The sequence below is a fragment of the Marinomonas sp. SBI8L genome (genome assembly GCF_001624705.1).
Lineage (GTDB): Bacteria > Pseudomonadota > Gammaproteobacteria > Pseudomonadales > Marinomonadaceae > Marinomonas.
On sequence record NZ_JSEO01000008.1, the window covers coordinates 17,513 to 36,679 of the forward strand.

Consider the following 19,167-nt stretch of genomic DNA (forward strand, 5'->3'; position numbering starts at 1 on the left):
ATGGTGAGCAAGCAAGAGCAGAATGATCGTTTAGCTGAAAGCTTATCAAGCTTGTTTGATGATCACTGTGAGGCAGCTGAGATTGATGAAATCTTAGAGCAGGACGCAAAAGAGTGGCAGGAGAAAATGCATGCCTATGCATTGACCAGCTCTATTTTGAGTTCTGATAATCAAGTGGATCATTTGGCGACAGATTTAGTTGCAAGAGTGCGAGAAGGTATAGAGAGATTAGAAGATGAAGATGCCAAGCAAGGTGAAAATGTGGTGTCTTTTGATCAATTTCAAGCGCCTCAAGCCGCGCCTATAACAGAAGAAAAAGCGCCAAAAGAATCAAAAGTACATTTTATCAAGCAAACCGTGTCTGGCTTGGCGATGGCTGCCAGTGTGGCTTTTGTTGTGATTGGTGGTGGATCATACCTGTTAGAAGGTGAGACAAACCCTCAAACACCTGCTTTAGCACAGGCCCCAAGTCTAGCTTTGCCGATAGATGTGAAACCTTTGCAGCAAGTGAGTGCTGAAATCGAGTTAGACAATAAGCGTCTACAACGTTACTTACGCCAGCATGCAGAGCAATCAACTATGGCGGCGGGCCAAGGTATGTTACCTATGGCGCGTGTTGTTAGCTATCCTGTTGAGCAGAAGTAAGGTGCGTTTTATATGCTTTTAAGACGCATTGGTTTAGTTTCGGTCACACTTGTCGCGCTTTTAGCGAATAGTGTGTCAGCTCAGGATGTTTCGGGATTAGGTTTGATGAACCGTATGGTCGAAGCCTTTTCTACCTTGAGTTATGAAGGCGTGTTTGTACGTTCTCATGATTCTCACATGAATAGCATGCAAGTTCGCCATAGTGTGATTGATGGGGTTGAATATGAAAGCTTATTAGACTTAGACGGAGAAAAGATAGAAGTCATTCGAATCGATGACAGTGTTATCTGTGTTTATCCAAATATGTCCTTTGCTAACAATACAGACCCTATTACGGCACCTTTTAAACGCTTTAAAGAGTTTAATGGCGAAAGACTGCAAAAAGGCTATAACTTTGTTGTGACAGATAAAGGCTTGGTTGCTGGCCGCCGTGCGCAAAAGTTAGAGTTAAGACCAAGAGATCAATACCGTTATGGTCATGAGTTTTGGTTAGATATAGAAACGGGCTTTTTGCTAAAGCACGATACGTTAAAATCGAATGGTAAAGTGCTAGATAGAGTACAATTTACCTCTTTAAATGTATCGCCGAATCTAACTAAAAACGACTTCGTGCCACGTATGGGAACCTACTCGGAGCATGTGATTGAAGTCACACCTAAGTCTGTTACCAGTGATTGGGTGTTTGATTGGTTACCAGCAGGGTTTGCGCCTGTTTGGCGTGGTGCAAGGCAGATAAATGATAAAGCGTCTATGATGCTATTATCGGATGGTATGACATCCATTTCGATTTTTGTTGAAGCGACAAACGTGCAAAAACCGCTAACTATCATGAGTATGGGGACAACAATTGCGGGCGAGAAAAGTAGCATGATGAATGGCTCTCCTTTCTTGCTAACGGCTGTGGGCGAAGTGCCTGATGCGACTATTCGTAAACTCCTTACCGTGATTATGCCGAGGCAAAAATAATGGTAGAAGAAAGTGGCATAGTACTTTCTGTTAGTGATGGCTTTGCCGAGGTAGAAACGGTTCGTACAAGTAGTTGCACTGCTTGCCAAGCCAAATCTGCCTGTGGCCATCATGCCATAGCAAAAGTATCCTCAAGTAATCGTATGCGTATGATGGTGAGTGATACATTTGCTAGCCAAGTTGGTCAAGAGGTGGTTGTAGGTATCCCTGAAGATACTTTACTAAAAGCCTCTATATGGATGTATTTAGTACCTCTTTTAGGCTTGGTCTTAGGTGCTGTTTTACCTAGTTTAGTCAGTGATGAGTCAATATTTGCTGCTATTGGTTCCATTCTCGGTTTAGCGACGGGCTTGTACTTTGCGAGAAAAGTGTCCCTTGCGCATGTGAATGATCCAGACTTCCAACCAAAAATTTTGTCTATCAAGACGAAACCAATCCAAAACATTGATGTCTTACAGTTGTAACCAATTGTTTTATAAGCTTTAAAAATACAGCCTTAAAATAACTGGATATTACTTAAGACTTAATTTTTACTTAATAAAAAAGTGATTTACTCTTTTTATAAGACTTAACAACGAGTCTAAATGCTCTGACGTTATAAAGGAGACGAGCTAATGATAAAACGTTTAAACCCTCTTTATATTGGGTTGCTTAGCTTATTTGCTGTGGCAAGTATGAGCGCCAAAGCAATGCAATTACCTGATTTTACTGAGCTGGTGGAAGATTCATCACCTGCTGTCGTTAATATAAGTACAGAACAGCTACCTTCGACAGCACAAGGTCAACCTCAATTGAACCCAAATGCAAAAGAATTGAACGAGTTCTTTCGTCACTTCTTTGGCCAACAACCATTAGATAAGCAACCAAAACGTAAGCAAAGGAACTCATTAGGTTCTGGTTTTATTATCTCTGCAGATGGTTACGTTCTTACTAATAACCATGTCATTGATGGTGCTGATATTATTCATGTGCGTTTAAATGATAGACGCGAATACGAAGCTAAGCTGGTGGGCACAGATAAAAGGACAGACCTTGCTTTATTAAAAATTGAAGCAGAAGACCTACCAACAGTGACCATAGGTGATTCAGATAATATGAAGCCGGGTCAATGGGTATTGGCTATAGGATCACCATTTGGTTTTGATTACACAGTAACCGCCGGCATCGTTAGTGCGTTAGGCCGCAACCTACCTTCTGATAACTATGTACCTTTTATTCAAACAGATGTAGCTATTAACCCAGGTAATTCAGGTGGACCACTTTTCAACTTAGATGGTGAAGTAATAGGTATTAACTCACAAATCTATACCCGTTCTGGTGGCTTCATGGGGGTATCTTTTGCGATTCCTTCTAACCTAGTCATGTCAGTTGTAGATCAGTTGAAAAACGAAGGGCGTGTAACTCGAGCTTGGTTAGGTGTGATTATCCAAGATGTGAGTAGTGATCTGGCTGAATCATTTGGCTTAGACCGCCCAAGTGGTGCACTTGTTAGCCGAGTTATTCCTGACTCTCCAGCACAAGAAGCGGGTTTGATTGATGGGGACATTATTCTTGAGTTTAACAATGAAATCATTGAGCAATCTTCAGAATTACCTTATCGAGTGGGTGGATTAAAAGCAGGTGATGTTGCTAAGTCAATTATTTACCGTAATGGTAAAAAAATGGAATTGAGCTTCACCTTGAAGAATTATCCAAGTGAGCCTGATCAATTGACTAAAACACAACAACAAGAAAACCGTTTAGGTATGGTTGTGGGTGAAATCTCTGATGACATGCTGCGCCGTTTAAACATTCGTGGTGGTGTTGTCATTGAGCAAGTGATTGGTGGCTCAGCGGCTCGTAATGGTCTACAACAAGGTGATGTAATTACCATGTTAAATGGTACTAGCATTGACAGTGTTGAGCGTTTCCTTGGTAGTGTTAGTGCTATCCCTGCGAATCACTCTGTACCTATGCGTGTGATTCGTGATGGTTACCCTATGTTTATTCCTTTTAAAATTGTGGAATAACAAGTACAACTAAAAGTGAATGTAAAAAAGCCTAAGTAGATGTCGCTACTTAGGCTTTTTTGATGTCACGAATTTATGAGTGATTATAGTTTTTTTATGAAAATCTTAGAGTTTCTTTGGTAGTTATAGAGGCTCTGTTTTGCATTTGGGATTGCTGATAGGCTATCTGCCTTAAAGCCACGTTCGATAAACCAGTGAGCGGTTCGTGTGGTTAACAAAAAGAGTTTATTAAGCCCCTGTTTTCTAGCAGACCTTTCTATGCCTTTGAGGAGCCTATCCCCACGACGTCCGCCACGATAGCTTGGATCAACTGCGACACAGGCAAGCTCGCCTAACGACTCATCTTCAAAAGCATATAGAGCGGCGCAAGCAACAATGGCGTTATCTCTCTCTATCAAGATAAAGCGATCTATTTCATTTTCAAGCAACTCTCTAGAGCGTCTTACTAAAGTACCGTTGGCTTCTAGCGGTGCTAAGAGAGCCATCATACCGCCCACATCATCTATGGTGGCTTGCCTTAACTGTTCGTAGCTATCCTCGTCTATCATGGTGCCAGCCCCTTCACGAGTGAATAGCTCACGGATGAGGCCGCCATTTTCATTAAAGGAGATAAGGTGTGCCCTAGGCACGGCATTACGAACGGCTTGGATACAAGCTTGTAAGGCCAGCTTAATTTCATTATTCGATGAAAGCTTTTCGAGCAAGCGTTCGGCGTCCTTTGCTAATAGTTCAGAAACCAGTTCACCTTTATCCGAGAAGATACCTTCTTCAGAATTAAGCATGATGAGTTTGTCTGCTTTCAGCTGAATGGCGGCTTGGGTCGCTACCTCTTCACCTTTTAGATTGAATACTTCACCAGTAGGTGAATAACCTAAATGTGAAAGCAGCACCATGTTGTCATCATTTAGCAATTTATTAATGGCTTCGGCGTCAATTCGTCTTACTTCACCTGAGTGTCCAAAATCTATGCCATCAACCACACCAAGCGGTCTGGCAATAACATGATTACCACTGCAAATTTTAAGTCGTGTACCGGCCATAGGGGTATTTGCGAGCGCCATGGATAATTGCGCTTCTATCTGCACTCGAACCCCTGCAGATGCTTGAATAATAGGAAGCAGTTGCTCTTGTGGGGTAATGCGGCAAGCTTTATGTAGTTTGCTCGTTAATGCCTCTCTCTCGAAAATACGATTGATCTGTGATCGGGCACCGTGAACTATGACGAGTCGAATACCAAGTGAATCCATCAGTGCAAGGTCACTAATGATATTGGAGAATTGTGCGGATTCAGCCGCTTCACCTGGGATAAAAATTACGAAAGTTTTATCCCTGTGAGCGTTAATGTAAGGCGATGAATGGCGAAACCAGTCAACGTAACTCAAGTCAAAGTTCAGATCGTCAGACACGTTAAACCTCTTGGTCTGGGGGTATTAAATAAAATGTTGCTTAGTGTAACCTGTTTGTTCCATGATTTATGCCTCTAGACAATATCGTCGTACTAAAGATCGAATTAAATCTTGCATAGGCGTAATTTGATCTAGTGCTAAATATTCATTTGGCTGATGGGCTTGATCAATAGAGCCTGGCCCTAGCACTAGGGTTTCCATTCCCATTTGATTTAAAAAAGGCCCTTCAGTTGCGAAAGCAACCGTATCAGCTTTTTTCTTGGTTAAAGCTTCACAGGCTTTGACTATGTCGGATTCGAGACTAGTGGCAAAAGAGGGTACATCAGGGAACAAGTGTTCCAATTGAATTTTGGTGCCAGTGCGCTCCGCTATGATTGGTAGTCTCTGTTCAATTTCTGCGATTAAAGCTTGATTGCTCATACCGGGAAGCGCACGAATATCGAAATCAATATCACAGCCTGCACAAATTCGGTTAGGGCTATCACCTCCATGAATACAGCCTAAATTGAGAGTAGGGTAGTCAATGGCAAAGTCAGCATTCTGATATTGAGCTTTTAGTTCTTGGCGAAATGACATGAGTTCAGACATAACGGCATGCATGGCATCCATAGCGTTATTGCCCAAGTTTGGGTTTGAAGAGTGACCACTTTTCCCTGTCACACGGATACGCTCCATCATAATGCCTTTGTGGGCATAAATAGGTGTCAGAGAGGTAGGCTCACCGATCAAAGCATATCTGGCTTTAAGTTTGCCGCTTTCAACCAAGGCGCGTGCGCCATTCATCGAACTTTCTTCATCTGCGGTAGCAAGTACGATAAGAGGTTGTTTGATCGGGCTCTGGCACATGTCTTTGACCGCATCTAAAACAATGGCAAAAAAGCCTTTCATATCACAGGTTCCAAGGCCAAATAGTTTCTGTTCTCGCTCTGTTAATGTAAAAGGGTCGGATTGCCAACGGCCTTCATCAAAAGGAACTGTATCTGTGTGACCGGATAAGACCAAACCGCCATCGCCTTCTCCAAGCGTGGCAACAAGGTTGTACTTCTCCAAGGGGCCTGCAAGCTTGATAACTTCACATTTAAACCCTAAATGGCTCAGCCAGTCCTCGAGCAACTCGATAACGGCTTTGTTAGACATGTCCCACTGTGATTGGCTACTACTGATAGAAGGGGCAGTAATCAGCTGTCCCATCATATTAATAAGTGTTGGCAATGACATAAGTTTCTCCTTGAAGTTAATTATTTTGCCTGAACCAAGGGTGAAAGCTACTGATTCTGATAAACTGCCAGAACTTTTTTTATTTTTCTCTGTTGCTAGGCTTATATATGCCCCTTTTTATAACAGAGAGTGACACTGATGAGGTTTTATCATGGCAATGGAACTTGAGCTTAAGTTAATGATTCAGAAGGATCACCTTAACTTAGCCTATGACTTTTTAAATGCAATTTGCCAACAGGAGCCTGAGTGTCATGCAGAACCAAGTCTTCAACTGATGAATGGCTACTTTGATACTCAAGATAAAACCTTAATGAATGCTGGCATTGCCTTACGCATTCGAGCGATTAACGAACGCTATATCCAGACGCTAAAGACACGAGGCTCTAACCGTATTGGTATGCATGCTCGTGGCGAGTGGGAATGGGATATTAAAGAAGACAAGCTGGAGCTTGAGCGTTTAACAGATGAGATGTTACCTGAGTCCTTACATGATAGAGCTTGGGAAAAAGGTCTAGAACAAGTATTTCGTACCGACTTTGAACGTCAAATCTGGTTGATTAAAGCCACTAACACCTTGATGGAAGTGGTGTGTGATCAAGGTGAAGTGACTTCTCCCTATGGTAAGGACCAAATCAGTGAACTCGAATTAGAATTAAAATCTGGTGATGAGATTGCTTTGTATGATTTTGCCAGTCGTTTAGCCCTTACTGTGCCAGTACAAGTGAGTACCGTGAGTAAAGCGCAGAAAGGAGTGCGTTTAAAAGATAATAAGATTGAACTACCAGATGCACTCAGTGAAAATGCCAGTGCTATAGAGCAGGGGGCTTTTTGGTATGAAACCTGGTTAGTTTACTGGGAAGCCATGTGTTTTTATGATGATATTGCTTTTCTAACCCCTGTGTATGATGCCATGGATCAGCTAGCTAACTTTGTTAGCCCTTTATTAGCTCAGGACCTAGTGAATCTTGAAACCCTAATGAAACGTAAAATGATGCAGCTTGATTCTGAGTCACCATTACCGCTGACTGCACTTTTAGAAACGGGACAGTCCATGCTAGCCATCGCCCGTTGGCTTAATAGACAAAATAGTCAGTAATCTGGCTGTGTCTTCAGTGACTTTAAATCAAATTATAAATTTGTTGCGATCGATATTGCTCTTGTTGTCGAGGTGAAAATGACAATTTTGTTGCCCCAGAATAATCCAAGTTTGAACCAGTTTTCTCAGTTATTAAATGCATCCAATCAGGACGCACGTTTAGCTCAGCTAATAGAGGTAAGACAGTCACTTGCGGATTTCCCTAATCAGGGAGAGTTAGACGCTGTTTTGAATCTAAGTGACTATGTTTTTCAGCAAGCAAGCCGTTTCCCTGAATGGGTGGATGAATGGGCAACCATGGAGAGTGCTGGTCTATTAGCTATGTCTCCAAAACTGTGTTTGCCTATTGGTGCAGATGAGCTTTTTAAATTAGATGAAAAAACCTTGATGTCGCGACTTCGTTTGTTCCGTCATCAGTGGATGTGTCGACTTATTTATCTTGATATTTTGCAGCGTATTGACTTAAAAGACCTCACTAAAATTCTAAGTGAGTTGGCTGATGTATGCGTACAAACCAGCTTAACCTGGCTAAAAAATAACTATCAAAACCTCTATGGGGATGCGCTAGATAGCGAAGGCAAGTTAGTTTCCATGATAGTCATAGGCATGGGTAAGCTAGGTGGCGGTGAGTTAAACCTCTCTTCAGATATCGATTTGATTTTTGCTTTTCGAGAGCATGGAGAAACACAAAACGGTAAAAAATCCATCTCGCACCAGGAGTATTTCACCAAGATAGGTCAAAAGCTGATTCAGCATTTAGATCAGATTACCTTAGATGGATTTGTCTTTAGGGTAGATATGCGCCTTCGACCTTATGGGCAAAGTGGTGCTTTGGTGCTTAATCTGGATTCACTTGAAAATTACTATCAAGATCAGGGACGTGACTGGGAAAGATACGCTATGATCAAATCCCGAGTGATGGCAGGAGAAGAGTGCGATAAGCTGGCTTTTGAGCAATTAAGACGACCTTTTGTTTATCGTAAATACTTAGATTTTTCAGCGATTACAGCCTTGCGTGATCTGAAAAAAATGATTGCAAAAGAAGTTCAGCGTAAAGGCATAGAGCACAATATTAAGTTAGGGCAGGGCGGTATTCGTGAAATAGAATTCATTGTTCAAGCTTTACAAATCTTACATGGTGGCCGTGATACAGGGTTACAAACACAATCACTTTATCAAGTGCTGCCCTATTTGGCTAAACAGGGTTACTTAGATTCAGAACAAGTGGATGCCCTATGGCTGGCTTATCAGTTACTTCGTCGTACAGAGCATGCCTTGCAAGCGATTAAAGATGAACAGACGCAGTTATTACCAGAAGACGAAGTACAGCAACTCAGAGTAGCTATCATGCTTGGCTATTCTAACTGGTCTGAATTACATCAAGCCCTTGATCAAGCAAGAGAGCAGGTGCATCAATTTTTTGTTGCCTTGATTGATGATGACAAAGAAGAGGATGCAGAAAACTCAGATAGAGAAGCTTGGCGTTTGCTATTTCGAAGTGGCCTAAGTCAAACTCTGGCTCCGCTAAAAAATACAGAGCTTAAAGCAGATAAAACGAGTAGCAGTGCCGCTAGTCAGCCACTTAATCAAGAACATGTGGCGGATCTTATCGCTGAGGTAAGCTGGGATGATCAAAGCAATGTAATTGATCAGATCAGCCGCTTTTTAACCTCTAAAGCCGTTGCTTTCATGCAGCCTATTGGGCAGGAAAGGCTAGCAACATTTTTTGCTGACTTTACCTATGCACTTAAAAGTGAAGCACATCCCGATATTATTTTAGAGCGTGTGTTTCCTATTTTAGAGGCCATTTTAAGGCGAACCTCTTATTTAGTACTCTTGATCGAAAACCCGACAGCGATTTCTCATTTAATACGTTTAAGCCGTGATAGTTCTTGGTTTAGTGAGCTGATATCTAGCAGCCCTATGTTATTAGATGAGCTACTCGATGGCACAACTCTCTTCTCTCCACCTGATAAAGGCATGATGGAAGATGAGCTAAAACAAATTTTATTACGTTTACCCGAAGATGATGAAGAAGCCCATATGGATGCTTTACGTCGTTTCCGCCGTTCTATCATCCTACGTATTGCTGCTTGCGATATTACCGAGGTGTTGCCTTTAATGAAGGTGAGTGATCATCTAACTTGGTTGGCAGAAGTCATTCTAGAGCAGGTAATACAAAAGGCTTGGTACTATTTAATTCATAGACATGGCTATCCGACCAAGAAGAATGAGGATGCACAGCTTGAGGCTGTACTTGCCCCTGAATTGGTCGTCGTTGGCTATGGTAAGTCGGGTGGGTTAGAGCTAGGTTATGACTCAGATTTAGATTTAGTCTTTATCCACAATAGCGATAGAAGCGCTAATACTAATGGTGATCGCAGTATAGATAACCTTACTTTCTATACTCGCTTAGGGCAGCGTATCATCCATATGCTAACAAGCTTTACCTCTTGTGGACGTTTATATGAAGTGGATATGCGTTTACGCCCTTCAGGAAATTCAGGTTTATTGGTAACCAGTTTAGATGCTTTTACTGACTATCAAAATAAAGAAGCTTGGATTTGGGAGCATCAGGCGCTAACCCGAGCAAGAGTGCTGTCTGGGAACCAAGCGTTAGGGCAAGAGTTTGAGGCGCAGCGACAGCAAATTCTGTCTATCGTACGCGATAAGACAGAATTAAAAACTGAAGTCATCAAGATGCGTGAAAAAATGCGCAAACACCTAGACAGTAGTAAGACAGATACCAGCTTCGATCTTAAACAGGGTGCTGGTGGTATCATAGATATCGAGTTTATGGTGCAATATTTAGTATTAGCTTGGTCGGCGACTCATCCTGAGTTAATGCAATACTCAGATAATATACGTCAAATTGAAGCCGCTGTTTTGGCTGGTGTATTGAGCCAAGAAGATGCAGAAAGCATGACCGAGACTTATAAATTGTATCGTGCACAGACCCATAGACTGACTCTGCAAAAACAAACGCGTGTGATTCCAAAACAGCAGTTGCAAGCGAATCAGGAACAGGTTAATAATTTGTGGCAAGCATTTGTCTTAAAAGAGAGTTAAGGTCTCTTACTAGGATGCTAATAAATATAAAACAATAATAAGGCTGGTAACTGGCAGCCTTTGCAAATGTATGAGATAGGAGAAAGAGTATGGCAATGCCAACTATGGCAGATAGAGATGGTTTCATCTGGTTAGACGGTGAAATGGTTGATTGGCGTGATGCAAAGGTGCATGTGTTAACACATACATTGCATTATGGCATGGGCGTATTTGAAGGGGTTCGTGCCTATGAAACACCAAAAGGTCCTGCCATTTTTAGACTAGAAGAACATACTGACCGTTTGTTCCGCTCGGCTCATATTCTTAACATGCCAATGCCTTGCACTAAGGAAGAGGTTAATCAAGCTCACGTCAAATCTATTCAAGAGAATAAATTGGCTTCTGCTTATATTCGTCCTATGTGTTTTTATGGTTCTGAAGGTATGGGGTTACGTGCTGATAACCTGCAAACTCATACCATGGTAGCTGCTTGGGAGTGGCCATCTTATATGGGTGAAGAGAACCTAGCTAAAGGAATTCGCATCCGTACGTCTTCTTATACTCGTCATCATGTCAACATTACCATGTGTAAAGCCAAAGCTAATGGTAACTACATGAACTCCATGTTGGCATTGCAAGAAGCATTGCAGTCTGGTTGTGAAGAAGCCTTGTTGCTTGATAACGAAGGCTATGTAGCTGAAGGTTCAGGTGAAAATATCTTCGTGATTCGTGACGGCATTATTTACACACCTGAACTGACATCATGCCTTGATGGTATTACGCGTCGCACCATCATTCAACTAGCTGAAGAGCTAGGTTATACGGTTAAAGAAAAACGTTTAACCCGTGATGAAGTATATGTGGCAGATGAAGCATTCTTTACCGGTACTGCAGCAGAAGTTATGCCGATTAGAGAACTCGATAATCGCCAGATTGGCAGTGGTGCTCGAGGCCCTATTACAGAGAAGCTACAAACCTTGTACTTTGATATCGTAAAAGGTCGTAATAGCAAGTATGACCACTGGTTAACTTATTGTTAATCAAAATAAAAGCAAGTTTATGATGAACTAGCTTTAAATTATATGTCTGAAGAAACCAGCCAAAAGGCTGGTTTTTTTTGTGCTAAACAAAATACGGTATCCAAACTTTTTGTATAAAAAATATACAAAAAATAAAGTGAATAACTTTCAGTTTTTAAACTTATGAATCATATTTAGGGAGTTGGCAAAAAAATATAAGCGGGTTCAGCTTTTCTTTAAGCTGACAATCAGGATGTCTATATGCAATGGAATCGCAATAAGCCTAAGTCTCACGTGGAATTTCGCTTATGAATGCGGTGATGTTGCGATTAAAAGAGCGTCACATATTCGACTTTGATGCTTTTCAGAAAATTGTCCGTCAATGGCTACCTAATGCCGTTTCCTCTATTGGTTTGCAAAGCCTTACTCTAGTAGACCTTTTGATTATTAGCTCTTTGGGTGCAGAAGCCCTTGGTGCAGCCTCTAGCATGAGCTTTGTCTTCCTTTTGTTGCAATCCATTTTTATTGGCTTTTTTATTGTGGTGAGAACGGAATGTTCTCAAGCTATGGGGGCTAAAAACCTAAAACAAGCTCATATTTGCTTTTCTACCTCGGTACTGACCTGTACTTGTATCAGTTTGGTTTTGATGACACTGCTACTTAGCTTAGCTAGCTATATTGCCCAAGGTTATGTCTCTGATATTTCTCATTCAGGTTTTGCGGAAGATTATCTGGTTTCCCGTATTTGGGGGTTACCTTTTATGGCATTGGGCTTGTGCTTGTCTGGTTATCTGGTTTCTTGTGGCCTTTCTTCTGTGAATATGTATCGCAATATCTCGATTAACCTATTTAATTTAGTGAGTACTTATCTTGCTGTTGATATGGGTTATGGGGTGGCTGGGGCAGGGTTTGCTACCGCTTTTAGCCATATTTTGGGTAATCTTATCTTTGCGCTTTATTCTGTTGCCCGCTTTATTCGATTAGAAAAAATTCAATTAGAGGGGGTTAAACCCATGCTAATGAAAGCGATTATGGTGGGTTTAAGCCAATTTCTATTTATTGGTTACAGCGTGGTGTTACTTGCCATGTTTGCTAACATTTCAGCTACCAGTCTTCTCATTGCGAGTTTGGTGATGCGCATTTCACGTATTTATGTGATTCCGATTAGGGGCTTGGGCAGTGTTACGGGCGCTGTAACGGGTAAGGCGGTGGGGGCTGGCGATACTCACGCAATTCGTAGCGTGTTATATACCGCCTTAACAACAGGCATATTAACTTACTTTTTATTGGCTCTAGCCCTTTGGCCCTTCTTAGGGGCGATTTCGGTTTTATTTGTGGAAAGTATTAGTTTGGCGGATGAGATACGTCAGCTGTTGTTATTAGTCTTGTTAGAGGCTCCCTTAGCGGTATTCATGTCACTTTTTACTCAAACCTTGTTTGGAATGGGGCTACACCAAACTGTGCTGAAATACACAGGGGTTTATCATTGGCTAATTCTATTACCCATCATGGGGATTTTTATCTATTTAGGGGTAGAAAATTTAGTCTTGCTTTGGAGTGTGCAGCTGGTGGCGGGTGTGGGTTATTGCGCTTATTTATTCTCGCGAATTAAAGGGCATATTTTTGCTCAGTCGCATGATTGATCTATTTATTGATTCTCTAGTTGAGAGATTCAATATTGAGTAGATCAATCATGCAAAGCAGAGTGATTAACTGTTATCAGCTGTTTTTGCAGGGCGACGACGGCGCGGCTTACGTTTTGGTGCTAATGGTTGTGTTCTAAGGCCTGGCTCAAGTTTGATTGGGCCTTGATTCTTGTTTGCAGGCTTCTTACTTGAATCATTAGATTGTTGATGATTCTTCTTTGGTTTTTTTGGCTTTTTAGCTTTGATTGGTCGAGTATCTAAACGTGTTTCTGGTACTACATGGTTTGGATCAAAGCCCACTAAGGTCTCTCTAGGAATTAACTTTTTAATGAGGCGTTCAATGTCTTTTAGCTGATCCACTTCGTCAGCGCTCACCAAAGAGACTGCTTTACCTGATGCACCAGCACGGCCAGTACGGCCGATACGGTGTACATAATCTTCTGCAACATTAGGTAGGTCAAAGTTTACCACCTGTGGCAGTTGCTCTATATCTATCCCTCTGGCAGCGATATCAGTTGCCACTAAAATTTTAATGTCAGAGTTTTTAAAGTCTGCTAAGGCTTTTGTTCTTGCCCCTTGGCTTTTATTACCATGAATGGCAGCGGCACTGATGCCTGCGTCATTTAGCTTTTGTACAATTTTATTTGCGCCATGTTTGGTGCGGCTAAATACCAAAGCTTGTTGCCAGTTTTGGCTAATAATTAAATGAATCAGTAAGGCCGTTTTCTCTTTTTTATCTACCGGATGAAGCAGGTGATGTACTGTCGGAGTTGCTGCATTAGCTGGAGAAACAGAGACTTCTACTGGGTTATTCATTAAGCCTTTTGCTAACTGTCTGATGTCATCAGAGAAGGTGGCGGAGAAAAGTAGACTTTGTCTGCGTTTAGGTAGGAGTGCTAACACCTTTTTAATATCATGAATGAAACCCATATCTAGCATACGGTCTGCTTCATCAAGCACCAAGACTTCTAATTGATCAAAGCGTATGGCTTTTTGATTATAGAGATCAAGTAAACGTCCTGGCGTCGCAACAAGAATGTCTGTGCCTTTACGCAGGCGCATCATTTGTGGGTTGATTTTTACGCCACCAAAAACAACGTCAGACCTTAAGTTTAGGTTTTTGCCGTAGGTTGCAACACTGTCTGCTACTTGTGCTGCCAACTCCCTTGTTGGGGTTAATACGAGCGCTCTAACTTGGTTCGGACTCGCCTTAGCGCCTCGGCTTAATATCTCAAGTAGGGGTAAGGTAAAGCCTGCTGTTTTACCTGTACCTGTTTGAGCCGCTGCCATGATGTCATTATTTTCAAGAATGGCAGGGATAGCTTGCTTCTGAATCGGAGAAGGTTTGCTATAACCTGATTCTTTGATGGCTGCGAGAATCGGTTTAGAAAGGCCAAGTTCGGCAAAACTCATAGTGCTTACTCGTATTAATTGATATGGATTACTAATGCTTATGTTAGAAAGCGCGCAGCTTAACTTATAAGTGGAGGCAGCGCTATTGAAACTCCACTTCAAAGTTTAAAACAATAGTATCTAATAAAGGTTAGGTTCTTTAGATTCGAGTAATCGTTAAATTAAAAGTCATAAGGTTAAGTGGTTTTGACATTATATTGATAATGATTCCTATTTGCGTTTTGTTTTGATATCATAATTAGTATTAATTCAATATGTGGTGGTTAAAGATATATGCCTAACAACTCTGTATCGATTCCTGAGAACAAGTTAGCTTTGCGCTCATGTTTGTTGTCTTTGCTGCAGGGCGTAAATGATCTCGATGAGCAAGAGAATCTAGTTTATTACGGTTTGGGTTCTTTGCAAATTATGAATTTAAGTATCTATTGGCGAAATGCAGGCTTAGCCGTTAATTTCATCGATTTAGTGAAAACGCCCACCTTAGCTGCTTGGTGGCAATTGATTGAAGAAAAGCATTAACCCAATTTTGTTTTTGTCAGGCCCCCTGTGTTCTATCTGCCGATAGGGGGGCGTGGCACTTTTAGTGATATTTCCAATATTGTTTTAATCTTCTGTCTTTTATCTCTTTATCTTAGATCTTGCTTTTAAATCCCTGCTTGGATTGTGTATCTGCTCAAGATCAGCGAAAATAGCGCCCATTCAAATTTAATGCTCAGAAGGCTTACTTAATCCAGCCCTCTTGAAACCAAAGAAGATACTTATTCATGTCTAATGCCGAGTTTATAAAGGAAGTCGATCAAAGACGTACCTTTGCGATTATTTCTCACCCTGATGCGGGTAAAACCACCATTACTGAAAAGCTGTTGTTACTGGGTCAATTGATTCAAACAGCAGGTAGTGTGAAAGGCCGTAAGGGCGATAAACATGCAACCTCAGACTGGATGACAATGGAGCAACAGCGTGGTATTTCCATTACCTCATCTGTGATGCAGTTCCCTTATCGTGATCGCATGGTTAATCTTTTGGATACCCCTGGACACGAAGATTTCTCGGAAGATACTTATCGTACTTTGACTGCTGTTGACTCGGTATTGATGGTGATTGACGGCGCGAAAGGTGTCGAGGATCGTACCATCAAGTTAATGGAAGTGTGTCGTTTGCGTGATACACCAATTCTAACTTTCATCAACAAAATGGACCGAGATATCCGTGATCCAATTGAGCTTTTGGATGAAGTGGAAGAAGTCTTAAAAATTAAGGCTGCACCTGTTACTTGGCCAATTGGAATGAGTACCTTTTTTAAGGGGGTTTATAATTTATATACTGACACCATTCATGTATATGAAGGAGGTCGTGGTCATAAATTAACGGATGATGTGCAAATTCAAGGTATCGAGTCTGATGAAGCGAAAGCACATCTAGGTGATTTGTATGATGACTTCTTAGATGAAATTGAATTAGTTCGTGGTGCTAGCCATGAATTTGATCATGATGAATACCTAGCAGGCCGTATTACTCCTGTTTTCTTTGGTACTGCCTTGTCTAACTTTGGTGTACGCGAAATGCTGGATGGCTTTGTTAAATGGGCGCCAGCGCCTAGCCATCGTGCAGCTAAAACACGTGATGTCGATGCTCGTGAAGAGAAGTTCTCTGGTTTTGTATTCAAGATTCAAGCGAACATGGACCCGAAACACAGAGACCGTGTTGCCTTTATGCGTATCTGTTCTGGTACCTATAATCGTGGCATGAAGATGAAACACTGTCGTTTAGGGAAAGATGTTAAGGTAACGGATGCAGTATCTTTCACAGCAGGTGATAGGGAAGGGGTAGAAGAAGCTTTCTCGGGCGATATTATTGGTTTACATAACCATGGTACGATTCAGATAGGTGACACCTTTACTTCAGGTGAAGAGCTTAAGTTTACGGGTATTCCTCATTTTGCCCCTGAACTATTTCGCCGAGTGCGTTTGAAAGACCCTCTTAAGATGAAAGCCTTACAAAAAGGTTTACAGCAGTTATCAGAAGAAGGTTCAACTCAGTTATTTATGCCGCAAATAAATAATGACCTTATTGTTGGTGCCGTGGGTCAGTTACAGTATGAAGTTGTTGCTTACCGTCTTAAAGATGAGTACAAGGTAGAGTGTTTGTACGAACCTGTAAATGTGGCAACAGCCCGTTGGGTTGACTGTGAAGATGATAAGATCTTTGAAGAGTTTAAACGCAAAAATGTGGCTAACCTAGCGATTGATGGTGGCGGGCATTTAACTTATATTGCACCTACTAGAGTTAATCTTATGATGGCCGAAGAGAAATGGCCTGACGTGCGTTTTAGATCGACACGTGAACATTAAATGAAGTGATTAGCCTAGTTGGCTAATTGAAATGCTTCACTGGAGTAGTAATGACAGTACAATCTGTAGAACCCTTTGAGTTTACTCATGCAGCAGCAAGTAAACTTAAAAACCTAATTGAAGAAGAAGAGAATAATCGTTTGATGTTACGTGTTTATGTAACGGGTGGTGGTTGTTCTGGATTTCAGTATGGTTTTACCTTTGATGAAGAGTTTCAAGAAGATGATACGACTGTTGAGCGTGAAGGCGTAAAGATGGTGGTTGATCCTTTAAGTTTCCAATACCTTGTTGGTTCTGAAGTGGATTATCAAGAAGGGCTTGAAGGGTCTCGCTTCACGGTAAAAAATCCAAATGCTAGCTCAACTTGTGGTTGTGGTTCGTCTTTTAGTATTTAGCTTAATAGACCGGAATTGTGACCTAGAAAAGCCGTATTTTATGACGGCTTTTTTTGTTTTTAAATCTGTAAAAAAGGCTGTTTAGGGAGGGTGAGATGAATGTTGGAGAAAGGCTTTATCAGCTAAGAAAAAATAAAAAAATATCTCAGCGTGAACTCGCTAAACGAGCAGGCATGACTAATAGTGCCATCTCTATGATAGAGACGAATAAAGTGAGTCCGAGTATTAGTTCTCTTGAAAAGGTATTAGCGGCATTGGCCGTGCCTTTATCCAGCTTTTTTGATACTTCACAAGCGGACGAGTTAGATTATCAGGTGGTATATAAAGAAGATGATTTGCTAGATGTCAGTCATGATCAAGTGAGTAAACAGCTTGTAGGTAAACACTTCATAAAAGAACGGGCTATGTGTGCGACAGTCCAGCGTTATCCTGCTGGTGCTATCAGCGATGTGGAAGAAAACGCCAAGTTAGCAGAAAAGACAGGTTACCTGATAAAGGGCAAATTGGTTTTAGATATAAAAGGAAAAAAGCACTCACTGGAGGTGGGTGATAGTTTTTATTTTGAGTCTCACTTGCCCCACAAAATTTTCAATCATACTTATACAGAAGCTTTAATGTTTTGTGTGGCTGCAACTGCAAAAAGCTAACGTTACTTTCTAGTTATAGCGATTAGCTTTACGTTTTGATATTGGCGATATAGATAGCGCCTAGACCGGGCTCGCCTAATAGAATTATTTTGATTAAGTCATTGTTGCAGCGCCAAACCCTTAAACCACTAAAAAAGTGATTTTCTGGTAAGTCCTTAAATTTAGTTTTATCCCGCATGTTATTTAAAATTGGTAGAGTTTGATTCTCGTCACCATCTTGATCAAGAAAATAATGGTTATCAGTATTGATGCTCTCTAGGAAGCGACCATTGTATGGGCTAGGAATAACCTCTAGCTGAATGGGTTCTATCTCAGGCAAAGGCCAATGGTTGGCTGCTTGTGTAAACCTAGCCACTCTTAACTCCAAGTAAAACTCAAATTGTCTTCCTGCTGTGCTGGTAACAGGCATGACAAACTTATAGTTAAGTATGTCTGTAGGGCAGGGCTTTACGCCAAGTCCATAGTGGTTTTTGTGGCGTGGAACTGTGTTTGGCGGTTGCTGTAGTGCTAAATGCCACTTGTTGTGGCCAAGATCTAATTCATCGAGCGAATAAATCGGCACCAGAGTTTTATTTAGGTGTTGGATTGCTGCTTGTAACAAGCTGGCTTCAATGCTCATATTAGCATCAAGCTTAGTGTAAGCCTCGCTTGTAAGATTAACTTCAACAGCATGGTTTGCTGCGTCACTTAAAAAAACGCTATCAGCATCTGGTTTTGTGGCATGCTGGTTTGAACGGGCTCTAATTTTAACCTTGTCATTTGCTTTTGCATGCATTTTTTCAAGGGCTTGAATAAATATCACGACATTAATCCTAATAAAAAGCTAATGGGTAATATTGTTATCGGCACTTGTTGGTTAAAGTTTAATCAGTTGGTTTGGGGTAGGAGAAGAAGACTGGTGAAGGTATCACCAGTCTTACTAAAAACTAGCGTAGTAGATTTGAAAGCTTAGGGTTTGGTTCTAATGCTTTGCGGTAAAAAAGGGCTACTTTACCAATAGTTTGTACAACTTCACATTTCATGATTTTGCTTGTTTCTGCAATAAGGTCACTGCGAACTTCACGGTCCATGATGCTAAAACGTACTTTAATGAGTTCGTGATCTTCAAGAGCGCGATCAACTTCAGTTAATACGGCTTCTGTTAAACCATTACCTGCAATCATAACAACAGGGTTTAATGCGTGACCAATAAGTCTATATTGCTTTTTTTGAACGTTGGATATGCTCATATTTTAATTTTCTCATGTTTAGTTACTCCTCTTTGATGGAGGCTTTAGAGGTTAAGATATATTATAACGGAATATTGTT

At 41.2% G+C, this 19,167-nt stretch carries 17 protein-coding genes; 12 read left to right on the forward strand and 5 right to left on the reverse strand.

From position 1 onward, the window contains the following. The 4 genes from OA91_RS13020 (at position 1) to OA91_RS13035 (ending at position 3,620) form a co-directional block, all read left to right on the forward strand. Positions 1 to 645, forward strand: coding sequence for a sigma-E factor negative regulatory protein (locus tag OA91_RS13020; protein WP_063338791.1), 645 nt, complete (start codon positions 1 to 3; stop codon positions 643 to 645). A gap of 12 nt (positions 646 to 657) precedes the next feature. Beyond that, the gene (locus tag OA91_RS13025) at positions 658 to 1,611 is read left to right on the forward strand and encodes a MucB/RseB C-terminal domain-containing protein (RefSeq protein WP_063338792.1); all 954 of its coding nucleotides are present in this window, start codon (positions 658 to 660) and stop codon (positions 1,609 to 1,611) included. Further along, positions 1,611 to 2,075, forward strand: a complete 465-nt coding sequence (locus OA91_RS13030) for a SoxR reducing system RseC family protein (RefSeq protein ID WP_046016701.1) — start codon at positions 1,611 to 1,613, stop codon at positions 2,073 to 2,075. The genes OA91_RS13025 and OA91_RS13030 overlap by 1 nt, the downstream gene beginning before the upstream one ends. A 150-nt stretch (positions 2,076 to 2,225) precedes the next feature. Beyond that, positions 2,226 to 3,620: a DegQ family serine endoprotease gene (locus tag OA91_RS13035; RefSeq protein WP_063338793.1), complete on the forward strand. Its 1,395-nt coding sequence runs from the start codon at positions 2,226 to 2,228 to the stop codon at positions 3,618 to 3,620. Between the two features lie 83 nt (positions 3,621 to 3,703). Here OA91_RS13035 and argA read toward each other — a convergent pair whose 3' ends face one another. After that, complete coding sequence (argA, locus tag OA91_RS13040; RefSeq protein WP_082827935.1) at positions 3,704 to 5,026, reverse strand: amino-acid N-acetyltransferase; 1,323 nt, start codon at positions 5,024 to 5,026, stop codon at positions 3,704 to 3,706. A gap of 66 nt (positions 5,027 to 5,092) precedes the next feature. After that, entirely contained in the window at positions 5,093 to 6,244 is a 1,152-nt protein-coding gene (gene argE / locus OA91_RS13045; RefSeq protein ID WP_063338794.1) for an acetylornithine deacetylase, read from the reverse strand. Positions 6,245 to 6,395: 151 nt separating this feature from the next. Between argE and OA91_RS13050 the strand changes: the two genes are divergently transcribed. The 4 genes from OA91_RS13050 to OA91_RS13065 all read left to right on the forward strand — a co-directional run bounded on the left by OA91_RS13050 (position 6,396) and on the right by OA91_RS13065 (position 13,050). Next, the gene (locus tag OA91_RS13050) at positions 6,396 to 7,340 is read left to right on the forward strand and encodes a CYTH domain-containing protein (RefSeq protein ID WP_063338795.1); all 945 of its coding nucleotides are present in this window, start codon (positions 6,396 to 6,398) and stop codon (positions 7,338 to 7,340) included. A gap of 78 nt (positions 7,341 to 7,418) precedes the next feature. Further along, positions 7,419 to 10,409, forward strand: a complete 2,991-nt coding sequence (gene glnE, locus OA91_RS13055; RefSeq protein ID WP_063338796.1) for a bifunctional [glutamate--ammonia ligase]-adenylyl-L-tyrosine phosphorylase/[glutamate--ammonia-ligase] adenylyltransferase — start codon at positions 7,419 to 7,421, stop codon at positions 10,407 to 10,409. Between the two features lie 89 nt (positions 10,410 to 10,498). Next, complete coding sequence (locus OA91_RS13060; protein ID WP_197477807.1) at positions 10,499 to 11,428, forward strand: branched-chain amino acid transaminase; 930 nt, start codon at positions 10,499 to 10,501, stop codon at positions 11,426 to 11,428. A 287-nt stretch (positions 11,429 to 11,715) separates the two neighbouring features. Next, positions 11,716 to 13,050, forward strand: coding sequence for an MATE family efflux transporter (locus OA91_RS13065; protein WP_063338797.1), 1,335 nt, complete (start codon positions 11,716 to 11,718; stop codon positions 13,048 to 13,050). Positions 13,051 to 13,116: 66 nt separating this feature from the next. Here OA91_RS13065 and OA91_RS13070 read toward each other — a convergent pair whose 3' ends face one another. Continuing rightward, complete coding sequence (locus OA91_RS13070; protein ID WP_063338798.1) at positions 13,117 to 14,466, reverse strand: DEAD/DEAH box helicase; 1,350 nt, start codon at positions 14,464 to 14,466, stop codon at positions 13,117 to 13,119. A 273-nt stretch (positions 14,467 to 14,739) separates the two neighbouring features. Here OA91_RS13070 and OA91_RS13075 point away from each other — a divergent pair, with 273 nt between their 5' ends. The 4 genes from OA91_RS13075 (at position 14,740) to OA91_RS13090 (ending at position 17,859) form a co-directional block, all read left to right on the forward strand. Continuing rightward, positions 14,740 to 14,985: a hypothetical protein gene (locus OA91_RS13075; protein WP_063338799.1), complete on the forward strand. Its 246-nt coding sequence runs from the start codon at positions 14,740 to 14,742 to the stop codon at positions 14,983 to 14,985. 245 nt (positions 14,986 to 15,230) lie between these two features. Beyond that, positions 15,231 to 16,817, forward strand: coding sequence for a peptide chain release factor 3 (locus OA91_RS13080; protein ID WP_063338800.1), 1,587 nt, complete (start codon positions 15,231 to 15,233; stop codon positions 16,815 to 16,817). Between the two features lie 50 nt (positions 16,818 to 16,867). After that, complete coding sequence (erpA, locus tag OA91_RS13085) at positions 16,868 to 17,212, forward strand: iron-sulfur cluster insertion protein ErpA (protein ID WP_046016691.1); 345 nt, start codon at positions 16,868 to 16,870, stop codon at positions 17,210 to 17,212. 95 nt (positions 17,213 to 17,307) lie between these two features. Continuing rightward, entirely contained in the window at positions 17,308 to 17,859 is a 552-nt protein-coding gene (locus OA91_RS13090; RefSeq protein ID WP_063338801.1) for a helix-turn-helix domain-containing protein, read from the forward strand. A gap of 28 nt (positions 17,860 to 17,887) precedes the next feature. On the opposite strand, the gene OA91_RS13095 is transcribed toward OA91_RS13090, so the two are convergent. Both OA91_RS13095 and OA91_RS13100 read right to left on the reverse strand, forming a co-directional pair. Continuing rightward, positions 17,888 to 18,661 (reverse strand): hypothetical protein, encoded by a 774-nt coding sequence (locus OA91_RS13095; protein WP_063338802.1) that lies wholly within the window; start codon positions 18,659 to 18,661, stop codon positions 17,888 to 17,890. A gap of 124 nt (positions 18,662 to 18,785) precedes the next feature. Next, positions 18,786 to 19,088, reverse strand: coding sequence for a YhbY family RNA-binding protein (locus OA91_RS13100; RefSeq protein ID WP_046016689.1), 303 nt, complete (start codon positions 19,086 to 19,088; stop codon positions 18,786 to 18,788). Between the last annotated feature and the right edge of the window lie 79 nt (positions 19,089 to 19,167).

Coding starts and splice junctions, on each gene's coding strand:
- OA91_RS13020 (WP_063338791.1), top strand. CDS start 1: ATGGTGAGCAAGCAAGAGCAGAATGATCGTTTAGCTGAAAGCTTATCA.
- OA91_RS13025 (WP_063338792.1), top strand. CDS start 658: ATGCTTTTAAGACGCATTGGTTTAGTTTCGGTCACACTTGTCGCGCTT.
- OA91_RS13030 (WP_046016701.1), top strand. CDS start 1,611: ATGGTAGAAGAAAGTGGCATAGTACTTTCTGTTAGTGATGGCTTTGCC.
- OA91_RS13035 (WP_063338793.1), top strand. CDS start 2,226: ATGATAAAACGTTTAAACCCTCTTTATATTGGGTTGCTTAGCTTATTT.
- argE (WP_063338794.1), bottom strand. CDS start 6,244: ATGTCATTGCCAACACTTATTAATATGATGGGACAGCTGATTACTGCC.
- OA91_RS13050 (WP_063338795.1), top strand. CDS start 6,396: ATGGCAATGGAACTTGAGCTTAAGTTAATGATTCAGAAGGATCACCTT.
- glnE (WP_063338796.1), top strand. CDS start 7,419: ATGACAATTTTGTTGCCCCAGAATAATCCAAGTTTGAACCAGTTTTCT.
- OA91_RS13060 (WP_197477807.1), top strand. CDS start 10,499: ATGGCAATGCCAACTATGGCAGATAGAGATGGTTTCATCTGGTTAGAC.
- OA91_RS13065 (WP_063338797.1), top strand. CDS start 11,716: ATGAATGCGGTGATGTTGCGATTAAAAGAGCGTCACATATTCGACTTT.
- OA91_RS13070 (WP_063338798.1), bottom strand. CDS start 14,466: ATGAGTTTTGCCGAACTTGGCCTTTCTAAACCGATTCTCGCAGCCATC.
- OA91_RS13075 (WP_063338799.1), top strand. CDS start 14,740: ATGCCTAACAACTCTGTATCGATTCCTGAGAACAAGTTAGCTTTGCGC.
- OA91_RS13080 (WP_063338800.1), top strand. CDS start 15,231: ATGTCTAATGCCGAGTTTATAAAGGAAGTCGATCAAAGACGTACCTTT.
- erpA (WP_046016691.1), top strand. CDS start 16,868: ATGACAGTACAATCTGTAGAACCCTTTGAGTTTACTCATGCAGCAGCA.
- OA91_RS13090 (WP_063338801.1), top strand. CDS start 17,308: ATGAATGTTGGAGAAAGGCTTTATCAGCTAAGAAAAAATAAAAAAATA.
- OA91_RS13100 (WP_046016689.1), bottom strand. CDS start 19,088: ATGAGCATATCCAACGTTCAAAAAAAGCAATATAGACTTATTGGTCAC.